The sequence below is a fragment of the Sphingobacterium thalpophilum genome (assembly GCF_038396785.1).
Taxonomy (GTDB): Bacteria; Bacteroidota; Bacteroidia; order Sphingobacteriales; family Sphingobacteriaceae; genus Sphingobacterium; species Sphingobacterium thalpophilum_A.
Window position 1 is genome coordinate 905,585 of the sequence record NZ_CP151087.1, and the last position, 22,204, is coordinate 927,788.

Sequence of the window (22,204 nt, forward strand, 5' to 3'; positions counted from 1 at the left end):
TTTATGCCACATGGTATATTTTAATCTCAGGATTATTGCTTATTAGTGGCTTTAGTGCAACGAGGATGATATTATTGTATAATTCTGTTGACAAAAAGGCCTCAGCATCTTCATAAGTATCAAAGCCATATAAGAGCTGTATATCCTCATCGCTGAAGAGTAACTCTTGTGTTTTCGCTCCTTTTATTTGTTCTCGAAATAAATCTTTGAACTTATTATATGTATTTGTCAATTCCCCCCTATTGGAAGAATTCATTTTTAACACAATTTGCAAATATGCTGTCGTCATTTTTTCTTATTTTTATTGTCCATAATGGTTTAAATTTCCCTGACCCGGTACGAATGGATTGGAATTGCCCAATCCAAATGTCTCTAAAAACCAAACAGCTTCTAACCAAAGATCGTTTGTAATAAATTAATATTCCTTCGTTATCTAAGCTAACTTTAGCATAAACATTTTAGATGATATGCATGTTAAGTAAAAGGACGATCTTTGCATACTAACATTGAGATAAAATCTATCAGCACATGATATATTCAAAAATAGCGCTGTCAACTGTACTTTTCGTATTAATGGCACTCACTTGTACAGGCCAGAGTTTTGATCGCCAACTGAGGAATCAAAAGGAAAAGACGCAAAAGGAATTTTTGAAGTTTATTACTGAAATAGGAAGTAAAATAACGGATTCGACCTTAACGACCGAACAGCAAAATGCATTATTTAACCCGATCGTTGCGTATGCTCATAAAGAACATACTGGCTTAACACGATTGCGCAAAAAATACTTTGAAAAAATACAGACTCCACCAACAGCACTTAATGCATTTATTTTTGATAGCAAGCCTCCTGAGGAACTGTCAAAAATGTTGGAAACCCCACAATTCACGACAGTAACCTTGCTACAGTGTTATCGACCTATCGAAATAGCGCGACTTATCAGCGGAATTATACAACCTATGATTTACCAACAATCGAACATAGGAACAAACGAATCTACAATAGCTTATGCCTTTGGAAATCAAGTCTTCGCTAAACAATTAAAGGAGGAGGTTTGGCAAATTTGGCTAGTAAATAAGCTTTATATGCTTAAGTTCAACCTTAATCTACAAACGATGGTTATCCAAAATTCGGAATATACGCTACCCAATAAAGTGGAATATTTACGACTTGGGATTCCGTTCGTGCCCCAGAAACCAGCCAATGAATTAGAGAAACTCTACCAGGAAATGGATGAAATACGCTGGAACAGCTATTCATCAACTTGGATACAACAACTCAGCCCTCAAGAATGGCAAGATACTATTGATAAGCGATTAGGTACATTTTACCTAAAAAATCAGCCCCACTTCATAAAAGTTCAAAATGAAATACTCAAGGATCTGGAAAAAGCAAGCAATTTGGATACGAACTGGCAAGAATTGCACTTATCTTCCGATGAAAATATACAATTGACAAAAACCTTAAAAAACCATATTTTGCAACCCGATGAAGTTGCACAGCAGCTATTTTCATTTTCAAACGGCATTATCCCCTTTAATCAAGATGTTGAAGAAATTGGAAAAAATGCGATGTCAGGGTTTTTACACTATATCGTTGGACATGAAAAAGACCAGGTGTGGAAAATTAGATCTTTAGGTTATTCCATTGCATTCGAATATAAGTGGGACCTAAAGCAAGGCCGGTTCTCTGAAATAAAAATCTTTCAGAGACCATCCTAGTGTAAATTTCCATTGTGGCTATACTAAACTTTTTTGAATTAGGTATCGATAAAAAATCAGTGCTGAAAACAAAGCCGTCTTTATGTTATCATTTTATGCTTGGCGCCCCATTTTTCCAACTGACACCAAATAGGGATAAGTTCTGCCGCAATTTCAGTCAATTGATACTCCACTCGAGGGGGCACTTCCGCGTAAGCAATCCTTTTAACCAGTCCTTGCTTTTCCAGCTCTTTGAGCTGCAAAGTGAGCATGCGATCTGTAATCCCTGTAATCAATTGTTTAATCTCACCAAACCGCAGCTTGCCATGCTGTAATTTAGCAAGTATCAACAGCTTCCATCGGCCACCGATCTTACATACAGCATACGCTAAATCACATTCAATAATATACTGTTCATTAATCCTATTGGTTGAATTTTCTTTTCGTTTTCCCATAATTTAAAATCTCTTTAATAGCATACAATCCACTGCAAATAGGGACAAATTTAAGACTTCTACCCTACATCTGTGGCACCACATTCGTCAATAATATGACACAAAGCGAAAGGAGGTTATAGCTCCAAAGCTAATAGTCATCAGCTTTGAAAATAATTTAAAACTGAAATTATGATTATGGAGAAAAACAGCTATTTTAGATTTGGTAATCCAATTATTCATTCCAAATATGCCAGATTCAATTTTAGACTTCGAATATGATCCAACAATTCTATGCCTATCTAAAAATTTTAATGCTATTCATTTTTTTAGATCTTCTAATATTTCTAAGAATACGGTCATTATCAACTTGGAAATCCAATCGAAAGCTACTGAACATAGTCTGGTGGTCTATCAGTATACTTTCCTACCTATCCATATTTCTTAATTTATTTTTTAGATGGACTAGTTTTGAATCTGCCTGTTTAGTATTTTTTCCAGTTTCGTTGCTATTGGGTAAGATAATCTGTCTTTTTTTTATTGGTATTGATGCGGTTGTGCATATTTTCAACGTAATAAACAAACGATTAAAAGAAACTAAATCTTTGCCGAAACAAATTGGAAATCTACCCTCCATAAAAAGATCAGATTTTATAGTCAAAAGTGGTCTCCTGTTAGCCAGTGTCCCCATCGTTGCACTTACACGTGGATTTGCCTTCAATTTGTATAAGTACCAGGTCAACCACCTCGATTTAATTTTACCTAATTTACCGAAATCATTTGAAGGAATTACTATAGCCCAAATTTCCGATATACATGCAGGTAGTCTATTTAATTCAACTGCTGTAAAAAGAGGGATTGACCTTTTGTTAGCACAGAACCCTGACATAATCTTTTTTACCGGGGACCTAATCAATGATTTTGCTGCTGAAATGGAAGATTATTTATCCATATTTGATAAAGTGAAGGCTCCATTAGGTACGTTCTCTATCCTCGGGAACCATGATTATGGAGATTATCATTTTAACAGACATCATTTCTTTGATCACAAGCATTTGACCAAACAACAAAACCTTTCAAATCTCAAATCCATTCATCAACAACTGGGTTGGCAACTACTTCTCAATGAATCGAAAGAACTCGTACTGAATAACGAAAAGATTACGATTATAGGCGTCGAAAATTGGGGCGCAAATAATCCACAAAATTATGGGAATATCGATCTGGCTATGTCTAAAGTAGATAAATCCTCGCCTATCAATTTGATGCTTTCACACGATCCCTCCCATTGGCGCGCAGAGATCCTACCCAAATATCCCACAATCGACGTCACTTTCAGCGGGCATACGCATGGGAGACAATTCGGCTATAACAACCCGAATTATCAGTGGAGTCCGGTCAAATATGCTTACCGCGAATGGGCAGGCCTGTACCGTGAAAAGCATCAGGCACTGTACGTAAATGTTGGCTTCGGTTATCTAGATTATCCAAGCCGAGTTGGGATACTACCGGAGATCACTATATTTCACCTGAAGAGTAAAGGTTAAAGCAAATTAAATACTATCCCTGATGGATTTTTCACCCAGTACATATTTTCGGGTAACTCATTAAATTCATCACAGATTTCAACACACTTTCTAATCGAATTTCCTATCGGCTGGTCTGAAATACCAAGAAGTAGCAATTAGAATAATGTATAATAGTGCCGGAGCCATTAAAGCGAAAGAATCTCCCGATGCAATATGCGAATACAAGGCACCAGTAGCCGTAAAGAAAATACCCGCATATGCCCATTCTTTCCAAAGTGGTCTTTTAGGCCAAAGCAAGGCAACCACAGCTAATAGTTTCCAGATTCCCAGTAAAGGAAGTATATAACTCGGATATCCCAAATGGTCTATATTTTGTATCCCACCTGCTCCTTCTGTTTGAATTTTAAAAATCTGTATGATAGCAGTTGACAATAACCCTACAGCCAACCATATGGTTGCTATCCAATAAATTATCCGATTTCTTTTCATAATGCGTTGATTTATTTATTATCCTGTTAATTACTTTACATTCCTAGCCACCTCTCCTATCTTCAACACCCGGTATTATCCTTGCCACCCAAGATAAAGCAGCTCTTTTACTAACCGTTCTTTATTATGTAGCTATTTGACTACAAATATAAATGTAGTTATGTAACTACACAATATTATTTTCACTTTTTTAAAGCGAGGCATTGAATACAACGGCTATCCTGATACCCCAATTAAACCTGCTAATTATTTTTTCATTTATTTGAGTTAAGATCAATCCGACGTCACATAGTAACAACAAAATAACCGTAGTTACTATTCATCGCTGCGGTGGGCCGGAAATTCTGGAAGGATGCCGTAACATTGTGGCTAAACAAGGAGTCTGCAAAGTAGGTGAAGCCGTCATCACAACTGCAGGCAAGCTAGCCGCTAAATATGTAATTCATACAGTTGGACCAGTGTGGAATGGTGTCATTACACCGTTTCTGATGGCCGATACAACACTTAAGCAGATCAAAATAGTATGTTTGACGATGATACCTTTCTACTGATCAATCAAATAGTAATATAAACCTAGCATAAAACTAAGACTACTCCGCTTCAAATTCCCATCTATATTCATAGGAAGGAACAGGCTTATCAATGTGTGGAAATTGCAGTTTTTTGAGTTCCCTAATATGTTCAAAATCTTTATTTAGAAGTAAATATATACCTGCGTTCTTACCTATTTCTCTTAATATTTCTGGGGTAATCTCTTTTTCTCGACTATTGGCAGATATGATCATTTTTACAAATTGCTTGCCCGATGAAGTTATATACGGGTTTAGCTTATAGGGCCCAGGAATACCAGTATTTTCGCGAGATTGTCCTGCCAATACATCATTGATATAGATAGCATAGTCTACATTTTTTATTTCATGGTAGAGAAAGTATGATTTTACGACCGAGGCTATTCCGCTATGAGCTACCTCAGCAACCTCATCATTTTCCCTATCTCCACCGCCATTGTTACACGACATAAACAACACAACACAGTACATAGCAATGACGATAATTTTTTTCATTTCGTATTTTCTCCTTATTTTTAAAACTGTCGCAATATTCCTTTGATAGCGATTCTAAGCCAATACGACCAACAAGTTAACAACCCAATTTAAGGCCTTAAAACAAGAAATTGCGGATGGCTATACAGCTTATTAAGATACAAATTAGTCGGAATAAAATGGGCTATACAGGTTATTTTTTTACAGGAGAAGTAAGAAAAGTGTAACCATATATCAACCTCTTGGCCGTATTTAAAAGAAAGAGAAACGTCCATCTTTTTAAAATTTCTTTATAAGTCACTAGAATTCAAGATATTTGGAAAAATAAACACCCTACCAGTATCTGTTTAAAACATTGGTTATCCAATAGCTGGATAACCTTTTTTGTGCAAGAAGCTATCCTGAAGTTGCCCCACTCTCAATATAGCATGTCGAACAGTATGCAAACACAGCTTCACGATCTGTCATCTATCTCGGTAAACTTTCGGGACGGCGCATACGATAAGAAGTTCCTGTGATGGCGTGCAAAAAGGCCTCAATATCTTTTATTTCATCTTTTGTCAGATTTAGGGGTTGCATCAATGGATCAGTTACAGGATAAAGTGGATCTTTTGCTTTCTGCTCAGCAGTAGCGGAATTCATCTGCATACCACTATTGTACATATTCAACAGACCGGTCATATTCCAAAACAATCCGTTGTGCATCCACGGATCGGTATTCATCACGTCACGTAGGGATGGTGTACGGAAACGTCCTACATCAGCAGGATCCTTTGTAATCTCGTATCGTCCCAGGTCCTGATATTTCCGTTTGTAATAGGTGAGACCAATATTGTGATACAGATCATCGGTAAAAAATTGACCATTATGACAATTCATACAGCGCGCTTTGGTGCGAAATAAATGAAGACCGCGCACTTCCTGATCAGACAACACTTTATAATTGCCATCTAAAAACTCGTCAAAACGGCTTCTTCTACTTGTTAATGTCCGTTGAAAAGCACTCAAGGCTTTCAGTACCTCCTGCATCGAATAATCGGTTTCGCCGAAAGCATCCACAAACAATTTGTTGTATCCGGGGATGGCCTTTAACTTGGGAATCAGTTTTGTCAATTCCATATCCATTTCATGATGAGCTTCAATAGGACCCAACGCTTGTTCCTCCAATGAACCAGCACGACCGTCCCAAAACAATTCCTTGCGTGCATACACATTGAGCAAAGATGGCGTATTACGCGTGCCTTCAAGATGATCATTACCAACTGGTACGGTAAGCTTGTCAGCCCAGGAAGTCTGGGGGTTGTGGCAGCTACTACAGGATATTTGATTGCTTCCCGATAGAATGGGGTCAAAAAAAAGATATTTCCCCAACTTCACATCAGGCTTTTCCATTAAAGAAAAATAACCGGTATCGATCTTGGGTAGGGACTTAAATTCATTCCAATGAGCCCCTACATCAATTGTTGGTTTTGGCCATTCGCTCACCGGCCGTCGATAATAAAGCTGTATCTCATCATCAAAGGCTTGCTGTTGATCTTTCATAGAAAGCAAACCCACAAAACCAACAATAGTGGCCAATACACAAAACTGCTTTTTCATTCTCTCTTAATTATGCTTATAAACAAGTACGATAACTATTTTAAAATATATAAGAAACCCCCAATTTACCCAGAAACCAATTTTTACCCGGTACACTTGACAACGTATAGTCTATCGGCACCAAATTACCCCTACACTGATAATGCATCTGGAGCTGTATGCTCCAATTGTTCTTTGCATGATGCGTGCCCCATACCCAGGACATATTCCAGCTATTACTTGGAGCGGTGTCGTAAAGATAATCTTGATACAGTATCTGCTTCCCAAAATCCCCTGTATTCAACTCAGATACGTAGAGATTATGGCTTGGTGACCATTGTTTAGTATAGGCGATTGTTCCTATTATATCGGCCGACTGGCCGAGCCGGAATGTTCGATTCAGTCCCAGTCCCAGTTTAACTTGATCAAATTCCATTTGGTTACCACTAACACCATCTTTTTTCTCGGTCTTATACATACCAGCATGGCCTTCAAACAAATACTGATGTACGGCTAATTGAGTTTTAAACGAAATTTCATGCCGACGATAGGTGTAGTTATTTGCTAGATAACTATAATTAAAATCCTGTCCATTTTCAATTTGTCCCTGCAGCGCTACTCTTAGCAATCGCTTACGATGCATCTGCCGGCTCCATAAAAAATCGATTGATCCGATATCTTTTTTATAGTCATTTAAGGACAAATAGGTCTGTTGTGAGTTATCATTTCGTCTGAATGATTGTTCTTCATTTAGATAGCGACTATTAAAATAGATCTTATTCCTATCATTGGGTTTCAGCAAGATATGCGCGCCGACGCCTTTACGGTGAATAATATCGTTGTAATTGATCTCTTTTAGTCGCTCACTCGCACTTCCAAAACCGTTCATCATCCAATTGACATACAATGGGTCTTCTGTATTGGTTGTATACTTGTCATTTTTATAGCCCACGTTGACCCGTTCAGAACCATATCCCCAAATACCAGCAATATGATAAGAAAATGTTGGCAGATTGTGACCAACACTCAATTCAAACTGCAGGTTCATATCTTTGATATCGCCTCTGGGATCATTATTGGAGTAGTGAGAGCCTAATCGATAATCGATGCCCAGGGAAATCGGGAGCTTAGCATCGAAGAATGCTCTTTGGATTCCCGCATCGAGCTTATAGGTCTCTCGACTGTATTTATTTTTTCGCAACGAACCAAAATACAATGGCGCATCGACATTCCATCGTGACTGATGGCGCAAAGCAGTACTGTCTTCTGCGGAGCGGTCATATGAAAATCTTCCCCAAAAGCTAGTTTTGCGCCAATCGGTCTTCCCTTCCGTATACAATTGGGATTGAATGAGCCCATCAGTTCCTTGCGCCGCCTTAAAGTCCCCTTGCCCCCTGCTGTGCCGAATACCAAATAGAGAAGATCTATTTTTGATTTCCTCAGGAATCCATACCCTATTTCGTATGGCCATATCATGCATTATTACAAATGATGGCTGATACCAATAGGTAAAAGCTGCTGTTGAATCTAAAGAATTAGACGTACTCTGCCCGAAGACAGCGTGGTGGGCTAAGAAAGCCCCCAAAAATAACATGATGTATCTCACACTTTTCATTCAGGTATTTTTTATAAAATACCAGCTTTCCAACGAAAAAGCTGGTATTGGGAATAACCGTTTTTCATTAATCACCAAATCCAAATGGATTTGCTTTTATCGCGATAAAATCTTCTGTGGAATTATTTGTATCTTTCCTCTATAAATTAACTATAATACAGTCCCCTTGCGCATTGGGTTTTGCGATTTTCCTCTTCGAGTTTGGTCAGCCGTAAGGCTGGCATTAACTCATGCTTGTGTACTTATAGCCTTTTCAGGCATTTGCATTGGCCAATTTAAAAACGGGGTCTTTTAGCCACCATAAAGATACCCGGCCTTTACGCAAAAAATTGTTATGGTTTAAGTTTCGCTATGCGTTCCATTTCTTTTTGGTGATACCGTATCCTGGCATCTAGTTTGGCTGGTTCGTAGATCACCTGTAGTGCCGGATTATAAGGGGTTAAGTCTTTTAGGATATTCCATACAACAACGGATATTTTTCGTGCGATAGCGATCAGGGCCTTTTTCGAGGATTTTCTTATACTTAGACGGTTGAATTTGTCTTTAAAATAGGAGCCTTTACAGCGGCTTGCCGCCCAGGCAACCTGTACCAGTATTGGCTTGAGATATCTGTTTCCTTTAGTGATCGCTGTACTTTTATATTTCCCTGCGCTTTCATCATTCTTTGGTCGTAATCCGACCCATCCGCTCAGTTTACCGCTGTTTTCAAAAACTTTCATGTCTGCGCCGGTCTCGGCGATGATCACAGCGGAACTGATACGGCTAACGCCGGGAATCGTCTTTAGCAAGGCACTCTGCCGTGGAAAATCACGCAGGCAGATAGCTTCAATCTTTTCTATATACTCAGCAGACTGCTTGATCAACAGGTCGTATTCAGCTTTTGCCATCTGCAGGTTGAAGCGGTGGTGCTCCTTCATGCAGCCGGTTAGTGCTGCTGCCAGCTTTCCGTTTTCTTTGTTCTTCTTACTGGCATAGACCAGTTTGCTTAAACGTACGGCATCACGCTCCCCGGCTATCAGGGCATCAATGACACTCAGCATACTTTTCCCTCCGATATCACTCACAAGACTACCCAAACGGATTCCGGCCTGTACGAGGATATTGTCCATTTTGGTAAGCATACGGACTATCCGCTGCTGCAACTTGCTATAGGAACGGGTGTAGCTCCTGAGTTCCTGTATTCGCTCACCGGGCACAAAACTCCCGCGAAGCATATCTTTGTGAAGTAGCTGGGCAATCCACTGTGCATCCTTTACATCGCTTTTGCGGCCGGGCAGCTGTTTGATTAAAAAGGGATTCACCAGCATCAGATCAAAGCCCATTTCAGAGAGAATATTCCAGACCGGGATCCAGTAAATACTGGTACTCTCCATCGCTACTCGGAGAACACCCGCAGCCTTCAAGTAGGCTCCCAACTGTCGAATGCCCGTACTGAAGGTTTCGAAAACCTCCACATCCGAATAATGCTTCCCATTAAATACCGCACAAAAAATACTATCTTTATGCACGTCAAGTCCTGCTGTTTTCATATAACTTTTTTTTTCAACATAAAGATAAGCAGCGGGACTTGATTTGATTGCGATAGCTCTCGCCAATTTTTATCCGCTTGTGTGTAATCGGAAAATTAAATGTAAATTTCCTCTATAAATTAACTATAATACAGTCCCCTTGCGCATTGGGTTTTGCGATTTTCCTCTTCGAGTTTGGTCAGCCGTAAGGCTGGCATTAACTCATGCTTGTGTACTTATAGCCTTTTCAGGCATTTGCATTGGCCAATTTAAAAACGGGGTCTTTTAGCCACCATAAAGATACCCGGCCTTTACGCAAAAAATTGTTATGGTTTAAGTTTCGCTATGCGTTCCATTTCTTTTTGGTGATACCGTATCCTGGCATCTAGTTTGGCTGGTTCGTAGATCACCTGTAGTGTGGAGTTGCTACATTTGACCGGAGACTTTTTTAAAGGAAAAATTTACAACTAAAAGAGTTAACAATTAAATTTGAGGCATGGGTAAGCGACCACGTTTTTTTGATTCAGAATTTAAAATCATGGCAGTAGAACTGTCGTACGCAAAAGGGACAGCAGCATCAGCAGCGAAAGAGCTGGGTATAAATGAGTCTATGCTGGGTAAGTGGCGAAGGGATTCCAGGTTCAATTCACGTATTGATGAGTTGAATCTGAGAATTGATCTCAATTCCAGTGACACTAGCAGGAATCTAGAACAGGAAAACAAGTTGTTGAGAAAGGCATTAAAAGATGCCACAATTGAAAGAGATATTTTAAAAAAGGCCATCAGCATCTTCTCCAAGGGAGACCGGAACGATATAGATTTATAGCAGATCATAAGGATAATTTTTCGGTTGGGAAGATGTGCAAAGTAATGCAAGTGAGCAGTAGCGGTTATTATGATTGGCAGAATAGAGATCAGGATATCTCCAAAATCAAAGCAAGGAAAGACCTTCTAAAAAAAATAAAGGCCAGCTATGACTCCAGTGACAGTACATATGGCAGTCCAAGGATTACCAAGGATCTACAACGACAGGGTATACAGATTTCACGCCCATGTGTAGCGCGGATAATGAGAAAGGAAGGTATCCAGAGTATCATCCGCAAGAAATGGAAGATATCAACAACAGATTCGAAACATAAATTCCCGGTATGTGATAATATTCTGAACAGGGACTTTCATGCCGATCAGATAGGCACTAAATGGGTAAGCGATATTACTTATCTGAAAACAGGTGAGGGTTGGTTATATCTCACAGCTGTAATGGATCTCGCTGATAGAAAAATTATTGGATGGACACTTAGTGAAGGAATGTCAGCAGAGCAAAACTCTCTTGCGGCATTAGAGAGGGCTCTAAAAGCCAGAAAAGTAGAAAATGGTTTAATATTTCATTCAGATAGAGGTGTTCAGTATGCGTGCAATGACTTTAAAGACAAGTTAAAAGCATTAAAGATCGATGTTGTTCAAAGTATGAGCAGAAAGGGTAACTGTTGGGACAATAGTGCAATGGAAAGCTTTTTCAAAACGGCTAAAAGTGAAAAATTCAACCGTTACAACTTTAAAACCAGGCAAGAGGCTAAGTTATGTGTGTTTAGGTATATTGAGGGTTGGTATAATAAAGGCAGATTACATTCAGCAATTGGGTATAAGACACCTGGTGAGCTAGAATTGGAAATGGAAAAAGCTGCTTAAAAAGTCTCCGATTTACTATTGCAATTCCAAATCCTAACTGATCCAAAATAACGGTACTTCCCAATAGGACTTTCTTATTACCATCAGTGATCTTTCCCCGGATGTATATCGACTGTGCATGCGCAACTGCAATTGTGTAAAATAAAATAAAACTAGTCCAATAGAGCTTTTTCATAAGTGAGAATAAAAGCGCACGCACAAAAAGGCACATCTATTTAAAATGATTCTAAACAGATGCAAATGTAACGTATTTTAACACAGTATTTCAAATTATTTTTAATAATTCTAAATAAACTACTGCATAAAAAATTAAATATGAACTAGAAAGACGCAAAAAACAGAATACTGACACGGATAATTTTTACTTCGAAATTGTGCGTAATGCTTTTCGAATAATGTAGTGTGTTTCCTTGGTATTACTTTCTTCTTCCCAACGATGACAAAGTGCTCTAACAAAACCAGGTTGGCTTTTGCTTGCGTCATTCAGCCAATTTGCGACGCTATCCCGAACATATTTTGAAGGATCGGATTTTAGCGGTTCTAAAATAGGCAAGGCTAGACTTGGTTCCTGCTTCAACCGATCGATGTGCTTACACCATACGCCCCTCGGTCGGGTTGACTCCGTAGCAAAACGCCTCACATTTTCATCCTTCTCCATCGCCCATAGGCTCAGATAGGTAATGCTCCTGTCCAAATCAAAAGCTATCCTATTACGGATGGCCATCCAGCTGATTTCTCGTACACCAAAATGTGTATCTGCAGCAAAAGGACGTATTGATGAAAGCAGTTCCTCAATTTCAAGCTGTTTATCATTTCCAATCGCGTAGGTCGCCCAGCAACGCACGAGATCTGCAGGATGATTGAATAATATTGTCAGGAAGGTATTATCACGATTTTGTGTGATCATGTCGAACAGCGCACGTCCGATCGTTTCATTGATGGAATTTACCGTCGGTTTCTGTAACTGCTCCAAAAGCAACAAGATTGGCTTTAAGTAGTGAATGCGCGCATTCTGCTGAAGAATGTGCGCAAGTAAAAGCCGTTGGTCAACAGCTAGCCACTCTACAAGATTTGCAGTTTCAATCTCACCGCGGTTCAGACTGGCTAGGCAGTCTATTGAAATATCAGCTGTCCGCCTTACCCCTTTACGTTGTACTTTGCTCATAGCTGTATGATTAACGCATCAATATTAGTCTTAGCTCGGGATTACAGTAAGGACACCAGTTGCCGCGGAAAAAGGCCACGCTAACCGTTCCATTCTCCAGAAGTTTTCCGAGCTCAATTTTGCTATGCAGCGAATTCATCAAACTAAAATTCGGGACCTTGTCCCCTATCTGAAGGCTCTTTTCGATTAGATCGCCAGACTGAAGATCCTGAATGGATCTGCCAAATATTTCCTTTATTTCAAGACGAAGATTAGCTAAATTCGCATTTAATTTAGCAATTTTGTGTTCTAAATTTTTCATGATGCTGTACGTTATTTCTGCAAAGTTTTAAAAGTAAATGCACAATCACAATACCGCATATTATTATCCCTATGGGGCAAAAAAGTCAATTTTATGAGTATAACAGAGAAAGCAATAAAACAAAAAATATGTCCATTGGAATTTGCCGTCAATGCGATTAGCGGGAAATGGAAAATTCCGATTGTCTGGCGTATCAATGAAGGGGAAAAACGCCCAAGTGAAATGCTTCGTGGTATTGCAACAGTTGATAGACGGGTGCTAAACCAACAATTGGCCGAAATGGTCAATGATGGTATTTTAAGTAAACAATCTTTCCATGAGCTTCCTCCCAGAGTGGAGTATTCATTGACACCCTTAGGGAAAAGTTTAGTGGAAGTACTCTGGAAATTAAATGCCTGGGGAGAACTTTTATTGGAAAATTCCAATAAAAATTAGCACAAAGGGGCAGATTCGAGCCACACACCGATGCGCTATTTGTACGAAATGCGTTCGCCCCAGCTACGACAGCTATTTACGAAAACTGCAAAACACAAAATGCTGTTTCGTGTCGAAGGGTGTTATATGGTCAATAGTCATACATTCAATTTTCCTAAAACATGTCTGGAATAAATCGCTTATTGATTGTGCTGAATACTGTTTAATAGTAATGCCACTACATTTCTTTGGCCCCTGTTCAGAAAAAGTTCCAACGACTAAAATACCTCCCACCGCAATTGATTGATCTGCGATTTTGATGTAACGATCAATCTCCTGGCGAACAGTCAAAAAATGAAAGGTGGCCCGATCATGCCAAAAATCATAAGTTGCGTCGGGAACGAAATCCAAGATATCCGAAACAATCCATTTGACTTTAGTCGCCTCATCCCCTAATCGCTTCTTCGCTCGTTCAATTGCAGCGTTGGATATATCCAATACAGTAATATCTTCAAATCCTGCTTTCAGCAAGAAATCAACCAGGAAACTGTCACCACCACCTATATCGATGATTTTCGCCTTTTTTGGAAGGTTAGCTTGCTCTACAAAATGTAGCGATGCTTCTGGATTGGGCTGGTACCAGCTCACTGATTCCAGCGGCTTGTTTTCGTATATGTCTTCCCAATGCTTCTTTCGATTAAAATTTTCCATCTGTCTATTGTCCTGGTAAAATTTGATGATTGATATCTAATGCCCTAAGGTTTAGGGCAAAATTTTTAGCTCCTTAAAGACTTTCCGCGTATCTCTTTGCGGCAGCGCGAGAAATCAGGACGATTGAACTTGCGGTCCTGAATAAGCCGCGTTGCAAAGAAATAAATCTTTTCTTTTTGCTCAACATAACCTATCCACCATCCGGTATTGATCTGATTGGCCATAGTCCATCCGTTTTAGACCAAACTGTACCCGCAATCCTGTCTATTCGAAAATATCCATATTTTCATCATAAATAGGGCTTTTCATATCCAGAAATTTCAACACACTGTGAAATACGTGATTTTGGGTCAACGTTTTATTTGGTTTCAACTGTTTTGAATGATCAGAAACCCAAACAATAAAGGGAATCTCGTATTGCTCTTTTGGTGCAATGCTCATCGGCAATCCGTGCATATAAAGGTTATTTTCACCCAGCGATTCGCCATGGTCCGAGACGAACAACATGGCACTATTATATTCCTTCAATTGTTTTAGATCCTCAATCAGATTATGTAAAATATAATCTGTATAAACAACGGTGTTATCATAAGCATTGATCAACTCTTCTTTAGAACAGTTCCCGAGTTCAACACTATTGCATACAGGTTTAAACAGCTCGAATTGAGCGGGATATTTTTTGCTATATGTTGGCCCATGGCTTGTACTTGTGTGGAGCACAACAAAAATTTTATCTTTTTTACTGGAGGATATTCGCTCCTTTAGACCTGTTAAAAGTACCTCATCGTAAGCACATCCTTCACCCTTACAATTTGTGGCAAGTTGATCATTTGTTTCATATTCTTTAATATGTACAGGTGGCTCCCCCCAATTACTTGTTCGCCAGATCACATCGACATCATTTCTATAGAGATAGTTCGGCAGGATTTCGTACAAATCATCTGTATTTTTATGCTCCAATATACATTTTACTCCTGCTGTCGTATAGGTGGAGCAAGAAGTTGCGTCAAAATGATAAAGATTGGGTGTTTTGGAAAGTAGCGGATTTGTATTCTTTTGATAGCCATATAAGGAAAAGTTATCCCTTCGAGCAGATTCACCAATAACAAGGACAACCACTGTCTTTTTGTGGTCAGTTATCTTCGCATCTGGCAATAAAATCTCTTTTTTATTTTTTTGATGTTCGTGAATGTAAAAACGCGAAATATTGACGGTATAAGACCACGGCATGGCAAGTGCGCCCAAAGTCTTCGAATTCTTGTCGATCCATAACCAATTAGTCGCATTGGCGAATATTAAAATAACGATAAATAATAGCGAAAGTGACGAAGTGATAAAGAACTTCTTTGGTTTATCCTTTATTATTTTTGCTTTAATAATGAAGATACTGGGAATAATACCGAGAAAAACGAGATAAACGATCAATTTCAGGGAAAAGAAACCGCTGGACTCGGAATAACGGGTATTCAAGATATTGCCGATCATGGTTTCATCCAAAATAACGCTATAGGTATTTACAAAATAAACGGCTACTGAATTGATAAGAAAGAACAACACAAGTATCGATTTCCCGAAGCGACGCGAGGCTGAAAAAAATAGATAAAGTACAAAAGCATTCATTACCAGCATCAAAACCATTAGACTGCCGATGAGAACAATGCCCCCAAAGCTTTTATAATCAACATTTTTAAAAACAAAAGTATAAAATGGAAAATGGAAGAATATAAAATTCAACACACTCATGAAAAGGACAAAATGAACTAGTTTTAAGCTATTTTTTAGCATAAACGGTAATGGTTTTATAAAGTGTACTAATTAAGCAGATAAATGTAAAATAAAATATTAGCAAATTATCATTAATTATTCTATTGACCAATACTATACTGAAAACGAGGAATAATAAAATGAAAATTGGATAATACCGTTGGTCGTTGACCCAATTCCATATTTTAAATTCCCTGCTAAAAAAAATTCCGAGCAGTCCCGAAACATATCCTATAATACAGCCACTAACTACATCTAATGGATAATGTGCTCCCAACGCGACGCGAGATAAAGCAAGCATTAACCCAATACATGTTAAACAAAAAAACCACATTATTTTATAACTCAATCGTTGCGGCATAAAAGCATACATGATAACGGTCAGCGTTGTAAATATCGTAATGGAATGGCCCGAAGGCAAGCTATTGTTACCAAGAAGCATCTTACCAGTAATCAAAAAACTCGTTTGATTAAACACCGCTGCAGGTCGAGGCACAGCAAATGCCACTTTTAAAACAATGGAAAAAAAAGCTGAAATTAGCGATGCTGATATCAATGCTTCCCATAATTTAGGCGCATATAATACAAAAACACTCAATAGTGACAGGCTAATTAAACAATCTCCAAACTGTGTAAAATTAGACTCAAGATTTGGATATTGTCCGAGGTAAGCATTTATTGTGAAAAAGCTATTCTTCTGAATGACCGTATAGCCATATACATTCAATGCATGATTAAAATAGAGAAATAGAATGAGCAGAACTAATAGAAGTATAGGTAGAAAGAACAAGGGTTTTCTAAGCCTAGCATAATTATGGGTTATCGTCGAATTCATATTCATCGTCTACTCGTCTTTTAATCGAGTAAAGAACGGTTCGAATTCTGTAGAAATTTAGAATTTTAAGCTTGAACATATTTTGTTTAATCTATTGGATCCCTTTGCCGTTAGGTCAGGAACGTTCTATATATTGATAAATGCCAAGTCTGTCCATATGCATGGCATATTTTGACGGGTGCGTTTTTTCCATTTGCCGGTATCTGTCGCTTGATATTTTTATTACGGATGTTGCCATGGACTGCGATACCCTCTCTGCAATAATTGAGTTGCTTCAGGGTCATTAATACATATTTTTTGCGTAGGATCATAAATCAGGGGCCGATTCAACTGCATAGACAAATTGGCTAATATGCAACTTGCGGTGGAGATATAGCCTTCTTCAATATCGGTTACAGGTAGGTGATTATTTTCAATTGCTGATAAAAGATCGAGCATGTGTCGTCGCGTTGCCGGAGCTGTATGCAGTTCTATTCGATGCTCTTCCAGATCTTTAGGAAACGTCTCTTTTTCTAAGATAACATCCTTTCGGATAGTCTCACCTTCTCCGATGGGAATGAACTCATATTTCATCACACTTCCCTTTAAAGTACCTTTGTCACCGTATATAACAAATGCCCAAGGATATTCAGGGTCTGTTGCTGCTCCCCATGTCCTATGCTGCCAGACACAGTTAAGATCTTCGTATTCAAATAGAGCGGTCTGCGTATCTGCAATCGTCGATTTGCCTTCTTTTTGGACATAAATACCACCTTTGGCACTCACGCTTTTGGGCCATTTAAGTTGCAAAAGCCAACGTACCGTATCAAACATATGCATTCCCATATCGCCGGTTATCCCATTTCCATAAGCCATAAAGGTTCGCCACCAGCTGCCATGCGGTAAACCATCATAAGCTCGTAAAGGTGCCGGTCCTGTCCATAACTCATAATCTAAGAACTCTGGAACTTGTTGTGTAGGCGGGTTACCATTTTTCCGCATATGATAGTAGCAGCACATCTCCACATGCGAAACCTTACCAAGCAGGCCGCTATCGACCACCCGCTTCTTAGCGTCGATGAGATGCGCCGTACTCCGCCGTTGGGTCCCTACCTGCACTTTCCGGTTATATTTTCTAGCCGCGCGCCATATGGCATCGCCCTCAAGTACATCCACACTGATGGGTTTCTGCAAATAAAGGTGAGCCCCCGCACGCATCGCGTCTATAGCCTGTCTTGCATGCCAGTGATCCGGTGTGCCAATAAGGATAAGATCGAATTTATGGTTAGCGAGCATCTCCCTATAATCTCTATAAAGCTTTGGAACCTTTTTTGAAACCTGGCGCTCAGCAGTTAATCGCCCCGCCTCCTGCAAATGGTTGTCGTCAACATCACATATGGCGATAACATCAACATCCCGAACCTGCATTAAACGGAACAAATCACTCTTCCCATACCAACCCGCACCGATCAATCCGACCCGAAAATTTTTAATCGCATCTTTAAACGACAGACCTTTAACTTGCAAAGCGGATAAAGTTAAGACTGCTCCCGCTCCTTGAATAAATTTTCTCCGATTTAGATTGAACATAGACACAATTTGCTGGTTTATTACCTAATATAAGAAAAATAAGCAATAAACAATAAAATATTGCATCAACAAGCGCAGCTATAGAGCGGATAATCTGGGAAATTACGGAAAGAAAGGCTCGGAAGATATAGATATTTAACGACTATTAGCAGTCGGGGAATGGATTAAATCGGTTTGATGGACTGAGTCCCGGCTTTGATTAAAGGTTCCGGGACTTTGCCAATTTTCTTATAGACTAAAACTATTCAAAAAACTCTCTAATTCTTCAATTGCTACATTATTTGCTGAAGAGACAGTTGCAAATCGATTTGATTCGAGATATTGAATGCTAGTCAAACCATCGTTTTCAAACATGCTCCAGTCAAAAGACGCCAGCCAACCTTTGTAAGGCTTAACCTGCATTTTGGTTCCTAGGTCTTCAATTGATTTTAGGTCGATATAGTTCATCAAATTTAACTTTACCTGATCCGAACCTGGACCGGCTCCGTCGGTAACCATCAAATAAATATTTTGCTCTCCCTTCACATAGTTTGCCGTTGCGTAAGATCCTGACTCCGCATCCTCGAAAGCCGTCACCTCTGTGAGCTTAAATCCGTTGATTTCCGGTTTGAACTTTGCCTTAAAATCTGCCGAACTGATAGGCTTCATCTTTCTCAGCGCTGTTGCTAATTGTTCAACCTTCAATGAGTCTGAATTTACCTGCACATATTCAATGTGTTGAACAGCTAATTGCTCTCCGGCAAATACAGCCTTTGAATTGGCCATGCTCGCTAGGGCCGCACATACCATACTAATTCCTAAATAAGGATACTTCATATTATTATTTCTCTAATCTTTCTCCCCTATAAACAAAAAGCACACCACTCTTTCAGATAACCTTCACTATTTCTTCAAAAATAGTGTAAATTCACGTTTACCAAACAGTTAGAAAATGAAAAGAGAGACCATATACCTAAAAGTAATATTATTTTACGTGGCTTCGCTGGTGTTGTTTGCTTTCGCTGCCGCTGTGACCAAACAGACAGCGTTGTGTTGCAAAGGGTAGCGAACATCAGTCTGAAAACATCGCGTTTATTGCCTATACGATTGTAATGCTTTTGGGTATTCTCATCGTCTATAGACTATCAAAAAAAACATCGTTTCAAACGAACAATAGGAACCAGATCCATTAATTCCACAATCGATGCACAAGACATCGGCAAAAGCCTTTTCAAACATATCATTTCCTTATTCATATCGACGCCTTGTAGACACGAAGCTACAACAACCAGACTTACTGCAAGTTCTAAAAATAAAGGCACGGCTTTTGTAAACTACTAAGTAAAAAAAAGTATTATGAGAAGAACGCCTTACACCACATCTGTTATTATATTACTCGTCTTATGTGTGATTATACTAATGACCACATGTTCAAAAATTGCCTAATTTATATCCAGTTTGGGCAAAATTGCAAAACCAGTGATAACGACGAGTTCATCGCTGAAAACAGCATCTAAAAAATAGATTCTTAGGCCCTCCTCATGGCTTTCATCAAGTAGCTAAATTTCGCTTTATTGATCAGGAAAGAACGCGATCCAGACAGATTGTACAAAATTTCGTTTTTCCCGGACGTATAATTACAAAAAAGCCCTAGAGCGGGGAACTCTAGGGTCTTAGCCATATATTAACCTATTTTATGAAAAGTATTTGTATCAATAACGTCTTAGTTTCCTATTTATTTTGTAAAACATAGAAATTTCTTAAATTTTCTTTTTTCGTACAAAGATTCAATTCCTATCACTTGCCTTGTAATTATTCCTATAGCTGTCTTTTACCGCTTCATATCGATTACCGTACAGCGGTTGTGCTAAACCAATCAATAATCCCTCTACTCCCCTTAGATAACAGAGACGATACGCATTTTCATATTGTACCACCTCCCCGACCAGCACAGCTCCATGATTGTCAGTTAGCCGCCGCAGCACATCATCGATATCTTCAACGGTAAACATTGCCCGCAAATACCCCAAGGCATTGACCGGAGCGTTTCTATGATCTGCAATTATCGCTGGATCAATAAATCTTGAAAGCTCCAATCGGCTATGCCCATCTGGTGTCACCATCATGGCGATCTCCACATGCTGAGCACCGAGACCTGTTATTCGACCTGCCCATTCCCCTTTAATCTGTGCCCTTCCCTCCAAATGTAAACCAAGTTCTGAAAAAAACGAAATCGCGTTGTCCAACGACTCCACCACGATACCCATATTATCCATTCGAAGTAACTTACTCTTTTCCATAATACATCATTTATAAGGACTTATAATTCCTATTAAATTTACATTTAATTTTCCGATTACACACAAGCGGATAAAAATTGGCGAGAGCTATCGCAATCAAAGCAAGTCCCGCTGCTTATCTTTATGTTGAAAAAAAAAGTTATATGAAAACAGCAGGACTTGACGTGCATAAAGATAGTATTTTTTGTGCGGTATTTAATGGGAAGCATTATTCGGATGTGGAGGTTTTCGAAACCTTCAGTACGGGCATTCGACAGTTGGGAGCCTACTTGAAGGCTGCGGGTGTTCTCCGAGTAGCGATGGAGAGTACCAGTATTTACTGGATCCCGGTCTGGAATATTCTCTCTGAAATGGGCTTTGATCTGATGCTGGTGAATCCCTTTTTAATCAAACAGCTGCCCGGCCGCAAAAGCGATGTAAAGGATGCACAGTGGATTGCCCAGCTACTTCACAAAGATATGCTTCGCGGGAGTTTTGTGCCCGGTGAGCGAATACAGGAACTCAGGAGCTACACCCGTTCCTATAGCAAGTTGCAGCAGCGGATAGTCCGTATGCTTACCAAAATGGACAATATCCTCGTACAGGCCGGAATCCGTTTGGGTAGTCTTGTGACCGATATCGGAGGGAAAAGTATGCTGAGTGTCATTGATGCCCTGATAGCCGGGGAGCGTGATGCCGTACGTTTAAGCAAACTGGTCTATGCCAGTAAGAAGAACAAAGAAAACGGAAAGCTGGCAGCAGCACTAACCGGCTGCATGAAGGAGCACCACCGCTTCAACCTGCAGATGGCAAAAGCTGAATACGACCTGTTGATCAAGCAGTCTGCTGAGTATATAGAAAAGATTGAAGCTATCTGCCTGCGTGATTTTCCACGGCAGAGTGCCTTGCTAAAGACGATTCCCGGCGTTAGCCGTATCAGTTCCGCTGTGATCATCGCCGAGACCGGCGCAGACATGAAAGTTTTTGAAAACAGCGGTAAACTGAGCGGATGGGTCGGATTACGACCAAAGAATGATGAAAGCGCAGGGAAATATAAAAGTACAGCGATCACTAAAGGAAACAGATATCTCAAGCCAATACTGGTACAGGTTGCCTGGGCAGCAAGCCGCTGTAAAGGCTCCTATTTTAAAGACAAATTCAACCGTCTAAGTATAAGAAAATCCTCGAAAAAGGCCCTGATCGCTATCGCACGAAAAATATCCGTTGTTGTATGGAATATCCTAAAAGACTTAACCCCTTATAATCCGGCACTACAGGTGATCTACGAACCAGCCAAACTAGATGCCAGAATACGGTATCACCAAAAAGAAATGGAACGCATAGCGAAACTTAAACCATAACAATTTTTTGCGTAAAGGCCGGGTATCTTTATGGTGGCTAAAAGACCCCGTTTTTAAATTGGCCAATGCAAATGCCTGAAAAGGCTATAAGTACACAAGCATGAGTTAATGCCAGCCTTACGGCTGACCAAACTCGAAGAGGAAAATCGCAAAACCCAATGCGCAAGGGGACTGTATTATAGTTAATTTATAGAGGAAATTTACATTTAATTTTCCGATTACACACAAGCGGATAAAAATTGG

22 protein-coding genes and 1 pseudogene are annotated in these 22,204 nt (G+C 39.5%); 7 read left to right on the plus strand and 16 right to left on the minus strand.

Translation table 11 applies throughout. From position 1 onward, the window contains the following. Position 1: 1 nt before the first annotated feature. Entirely contained in the window at positions 2–289 is a 288-nt protein-coding gene (locus tag AACH28_RS04190) for a hypothetical protein (protein WP_341832321.1), read from the minus strand. A 239-nt stretch (positions 290–528) separates the two neighbouring features. Here AACH28_RS04190 and AACH28_RS04195 point away from each other — a divergent pair, with 239 nt between their 5' ends. Next, complete coding sequence (locus AACH28_RS04195) at positions 529–1,719, plus strand: hypothetical protein (protein WP_341832322.1); 1,191 nt, start codon at positions 529–531, stop codon at positions 1,717–1,719. Between the two features lie 80 nt (positions 1,720–1,799). Here the strand turns inward: AACH28_RS04195 and AACH28_RS04200 are convergent, their stop codons facing one another. Then, on the minus strand, positions 1,800–2,153 hold the full coding sequence (locus AACH28_RS04200) for a helix-turn-helix domain-containing protein (protein WP_046676278.1): 354 nt from the start codon (positions 2,151–2,153) through the stop codon (positions 1,800–1,802). 584 nt (positions 2,154–2,737) lie between these two features. On the opposite strand from AACH28_RS04200, the gene AACH28_RS04205 reads away from it, so the two are divergent. Then, a complete protein-coding gene (locus tag AACH28_RS04205; protein ID WP_341832323.1) occupies positions 2,738–3,679 on the plus strand; it encodes a metallophosphoesterase in 942 nt (313 codons plus the stop codon). 90 nt (positions 3,680–3,769) lie between these two features. Here the strand turns inward: AACH28_RS04205 and AACH28_RS04210 are convergent, their stop codons facing one another. Continuing rightward, a complete protein-coding gene (locus AACH28_RS04210; protein WP_236560186.1) occupies positions 3,770–4,150 on the minus strand; it encodes a DoxX family protein in 381 nt (126 codons plus the stop codon). A gap of 317 nt (positions 4,151–4,467) precedes the next feature. Here AACH28_RS04210 and AACH28_RS04215 point away from each other — a divergent pair, with 317 nt between their 5' ends. Further along, positions 4,468–4,701 (plus strand): macro domain-containing protein, encoded by a 234-nt coding sequence (locus tag AACH28_RS04215; protein ID WP_286769053.1) that lies wholly within the window; start codon positions 4,468–4,470, stop codon positions 4,699–4,701. A 39-nt stretch (positions 4,702–4,740) separates the two neighbouring features. Here AACH28_RS04215 and AACH28_RS04220 read toward each other — a convergent pair whose 3' ends face one another. The 4 genes from AACH28_RS04220 to AACH28_RS04235 form a co-directional block, all read right to left on the minus strand. Next, positions 4,741–5,214 (minus strand): hypothetical protein, encoded by a 474-nt coding sequence (locus tag AACH28_RS04220; protein ID WP_341832324.1) that lies wholly within the window; start codon positions 5,212–5,214, stop codon positions 4,741–4,743. 447 nt (positions 5,215–5,661) lie between these two features. Next, positions 5,662–6,792: a cytochrome c peroxidase gene (locus AACH28_RS04225; protein WP_341832325.1), complete on the minus strand. Its 1,131-nt coding sequence runs from the start codon at positions 6,790–6,792 to the stop codon at positions 5,662–5,664. A 40-nt stretch (positions 6,793–6,832) separates the two neighbouring features. Then, complete coding sequence (locus AACH28_RS04230; RefSeq protein WP_341832326.1) at positions 6,833–8,386, minus strand: DUF6850 family outer membrane beta-barrel protein; 1,554 nt, start codon at positions 8,384–8,386, stop codon at positions 6,833–6,835. 332 nt (positions 8,387–8,718) lie between these two features. Further along, positions 8,719–9,915: an IS110 family transposase gene (locus AACH28_RS04235; protein WP_341832231.1), complete on the minus strand. Its 1,197-nt coding sequence runs from the start codon at positions 9,913–9,915 to the stop codon at positions 8,719–8,721. 475 nt (positions 9,916–10,390) lie between these two features. Between AACH28_RS04235 and AACH28_RS04240 the strand changes: the two genes are divergently transcribed. Both AACH28_RS04240 and AACH28_RS04245 read left to right on the plus strand, forming a co-directional pair. Continuing rightward, positions 10,391–10,720, plus strand: coding sequence for a transposase (locus AACH28_RS04240; RefSeq protein ID WP_115049898.1), 330 nt, complete (start codon positions 10,391–10,393; stop codon positions 10,718–10,720). Next, a complete protein-coding gene (locus AACH28_RS04245) occupies positions 10,717–11,583 on the plus strand; it encodes an IS3 family transposase (RefSeq protein WP_341833104.1) in 867 nt (288 codons plus the stop codon). Before AACH28_RS04240 ends, AACH28_RS04245 begins: the two co-directional genes overlap by 4 nt. Before the next feature lie 361 nt (positions 11,584–11,944). Here the strand turns inward: AACH28_RS04245 and AACH28_RS04250 are convergent, their stop codons facing one another. Together AACH28_RS04250 and AACH28_RS04255 are read right to left on the minus strand one after the other, a co-directional pair. Beyond that, positions 11,945–12,748 carry a DNA alkylation repair protein gene (locus tag AACH28_RS04250; RefSeq protein WP_115048554.1) on the minus strand — a complete coding sequence of 268 codons (804 nt, stop codon included), beginning with the start codon at positions 12,746–12,748 and terminating at the stop codon, positions 11,945–11,947. Positions 12,749–12,758: 10 nt separating this feature from the next. Then, positions 12,759–13,049: a redoxin family protein gene (locus AACH28_RS04255; RefSeq protein ID WP_070560814.1), complete on the minus strand. Its 291-nt coding sequence runs from the start codon at positions 13,047–13,049 to the stop codon at positions 12,759–12,761. A 93-nt stretch (positions 13,050–13,142) separates the two neighbouring features. Between AACH28_RS04255 and AACH28_RS04260 the strand changes: the two genes are divergently transcribed. Continuing rightward, positions 13,143–13,484 (plus strand): helix-turn-helix domain-containing protein, encoded by a 342-nt coding sequence (locus AACH28_RS04260; protein WP_070560815.1) that lies wholly within the window; start codon positions 13,143–13,145, stop codon positions 13,482–13,484. 72 nt (positions 13,485–13,556) lie between these two features. On the opposite strand, the gene AACH28_RS04265 is transcribed toward AACH28_RS04260, so the two are convergent. From AACH28_RS04265 to AACH28_RS04295, 7 genes and pseudogenes are all read right to left on the minus strand, one after another. Then, complete coding sequence (locus tag AACH28_RS04265) at positions 13,557–14,174, minus strand: trans-aconitate 2-methyltransferase (RefSeq protein WP_070560817.1); 618 nt, start codon at positions 14,172–14,174, stop codon at positions 13,557–13,559. A 51-nt stretch (positions 14,175–14,225) separates the two neighbouring features. Next, positions 14,226–14,407: pseudogene (locus AACH28_RS04270) on the minus strand (class D beta-lactamase); the annotation flags it as partial. Between the two features lie 31 nt (positions 14,408–14,438). Next, positions 14,439–15,959: a phosphoethanolamine--lipid A transferase EptA gene (eptA, locus tag AACH28_RS04275; RefSeq protein WP_159332925.1), complete on the minus strand. Its 1,521-nt coding sequence runs from the start codon at positions 15,957–15,959 to the stop codon at positions 14,439–14,441. Continuing rightward, positions 15,946–16,665, minus strand: coding sequence for a phosphatase PAP2 family protein (locus AACH28_RS04280; protein ID WP_312194615.1), 720 nt, complete (start codon positions 16,663–16,665; stop codon positions 15,946–15,948). Before AACH28_RS04280 ends, eptA begins: the two co-directional genes overlap by 14 nt. A gap of 330 nt (positions 16,666–16,995) precedes the next feature. After that, positions 16,996–18,342, minus strand: a complete 1,347-nt coding sequence (locus AACH28_RS04285; RefSeq protein ID WP_341832327.1) for a Gfo/Idh/MocA family oxidoreductase — start codon at positions 18,340–18,342, stop codon at positions 16,996–16,998. Positions 18,343–18,570: 228 nt separating this feature from the next. Beyond that, a complete protein-coding gene (locus AACH28_RS04290; protein WP_070560823.1) occupies positions 18,571–19,158 on the minus strand; it encodes a hypothetical protein in 588 nt (195 codons plus the stop codon). A 950-nt stretch (positions 19,159–20,108) separates the two neighbouring features. Next, on the minus strand, positions 20,109–20,621 hold the full coding sequence (locus tag AACH28_RS04295) for a VOC family protein (protein WP_341832328.1): 513 nt from the start codon (positions 20,619–20,621) through the stop codon (positions 20,109–20,111). A 143-nt stretch (positions 20,622–20,764) separates the two neighbouring features. On the opposite strand from AACH28_RS04295, the gene AACH28_RS04300 reads away from it, so the two are divergent. Then, positions 20,765–21,961 carry an IS110 family transposase gene (locus tag AACH28_RS04300; RefSeq protein ID WP_341831097.1) on the plus strand — a complete coding sequence of 399 codons (1,197 nt, stop codon included), beginning with the start codon at positions 20,765–20,767 and terminating at the stop codon, positions 21,959–21,961. The last annotated feature ends 243 nt before the right edge of the window (positions 21,962–22,204 follow it).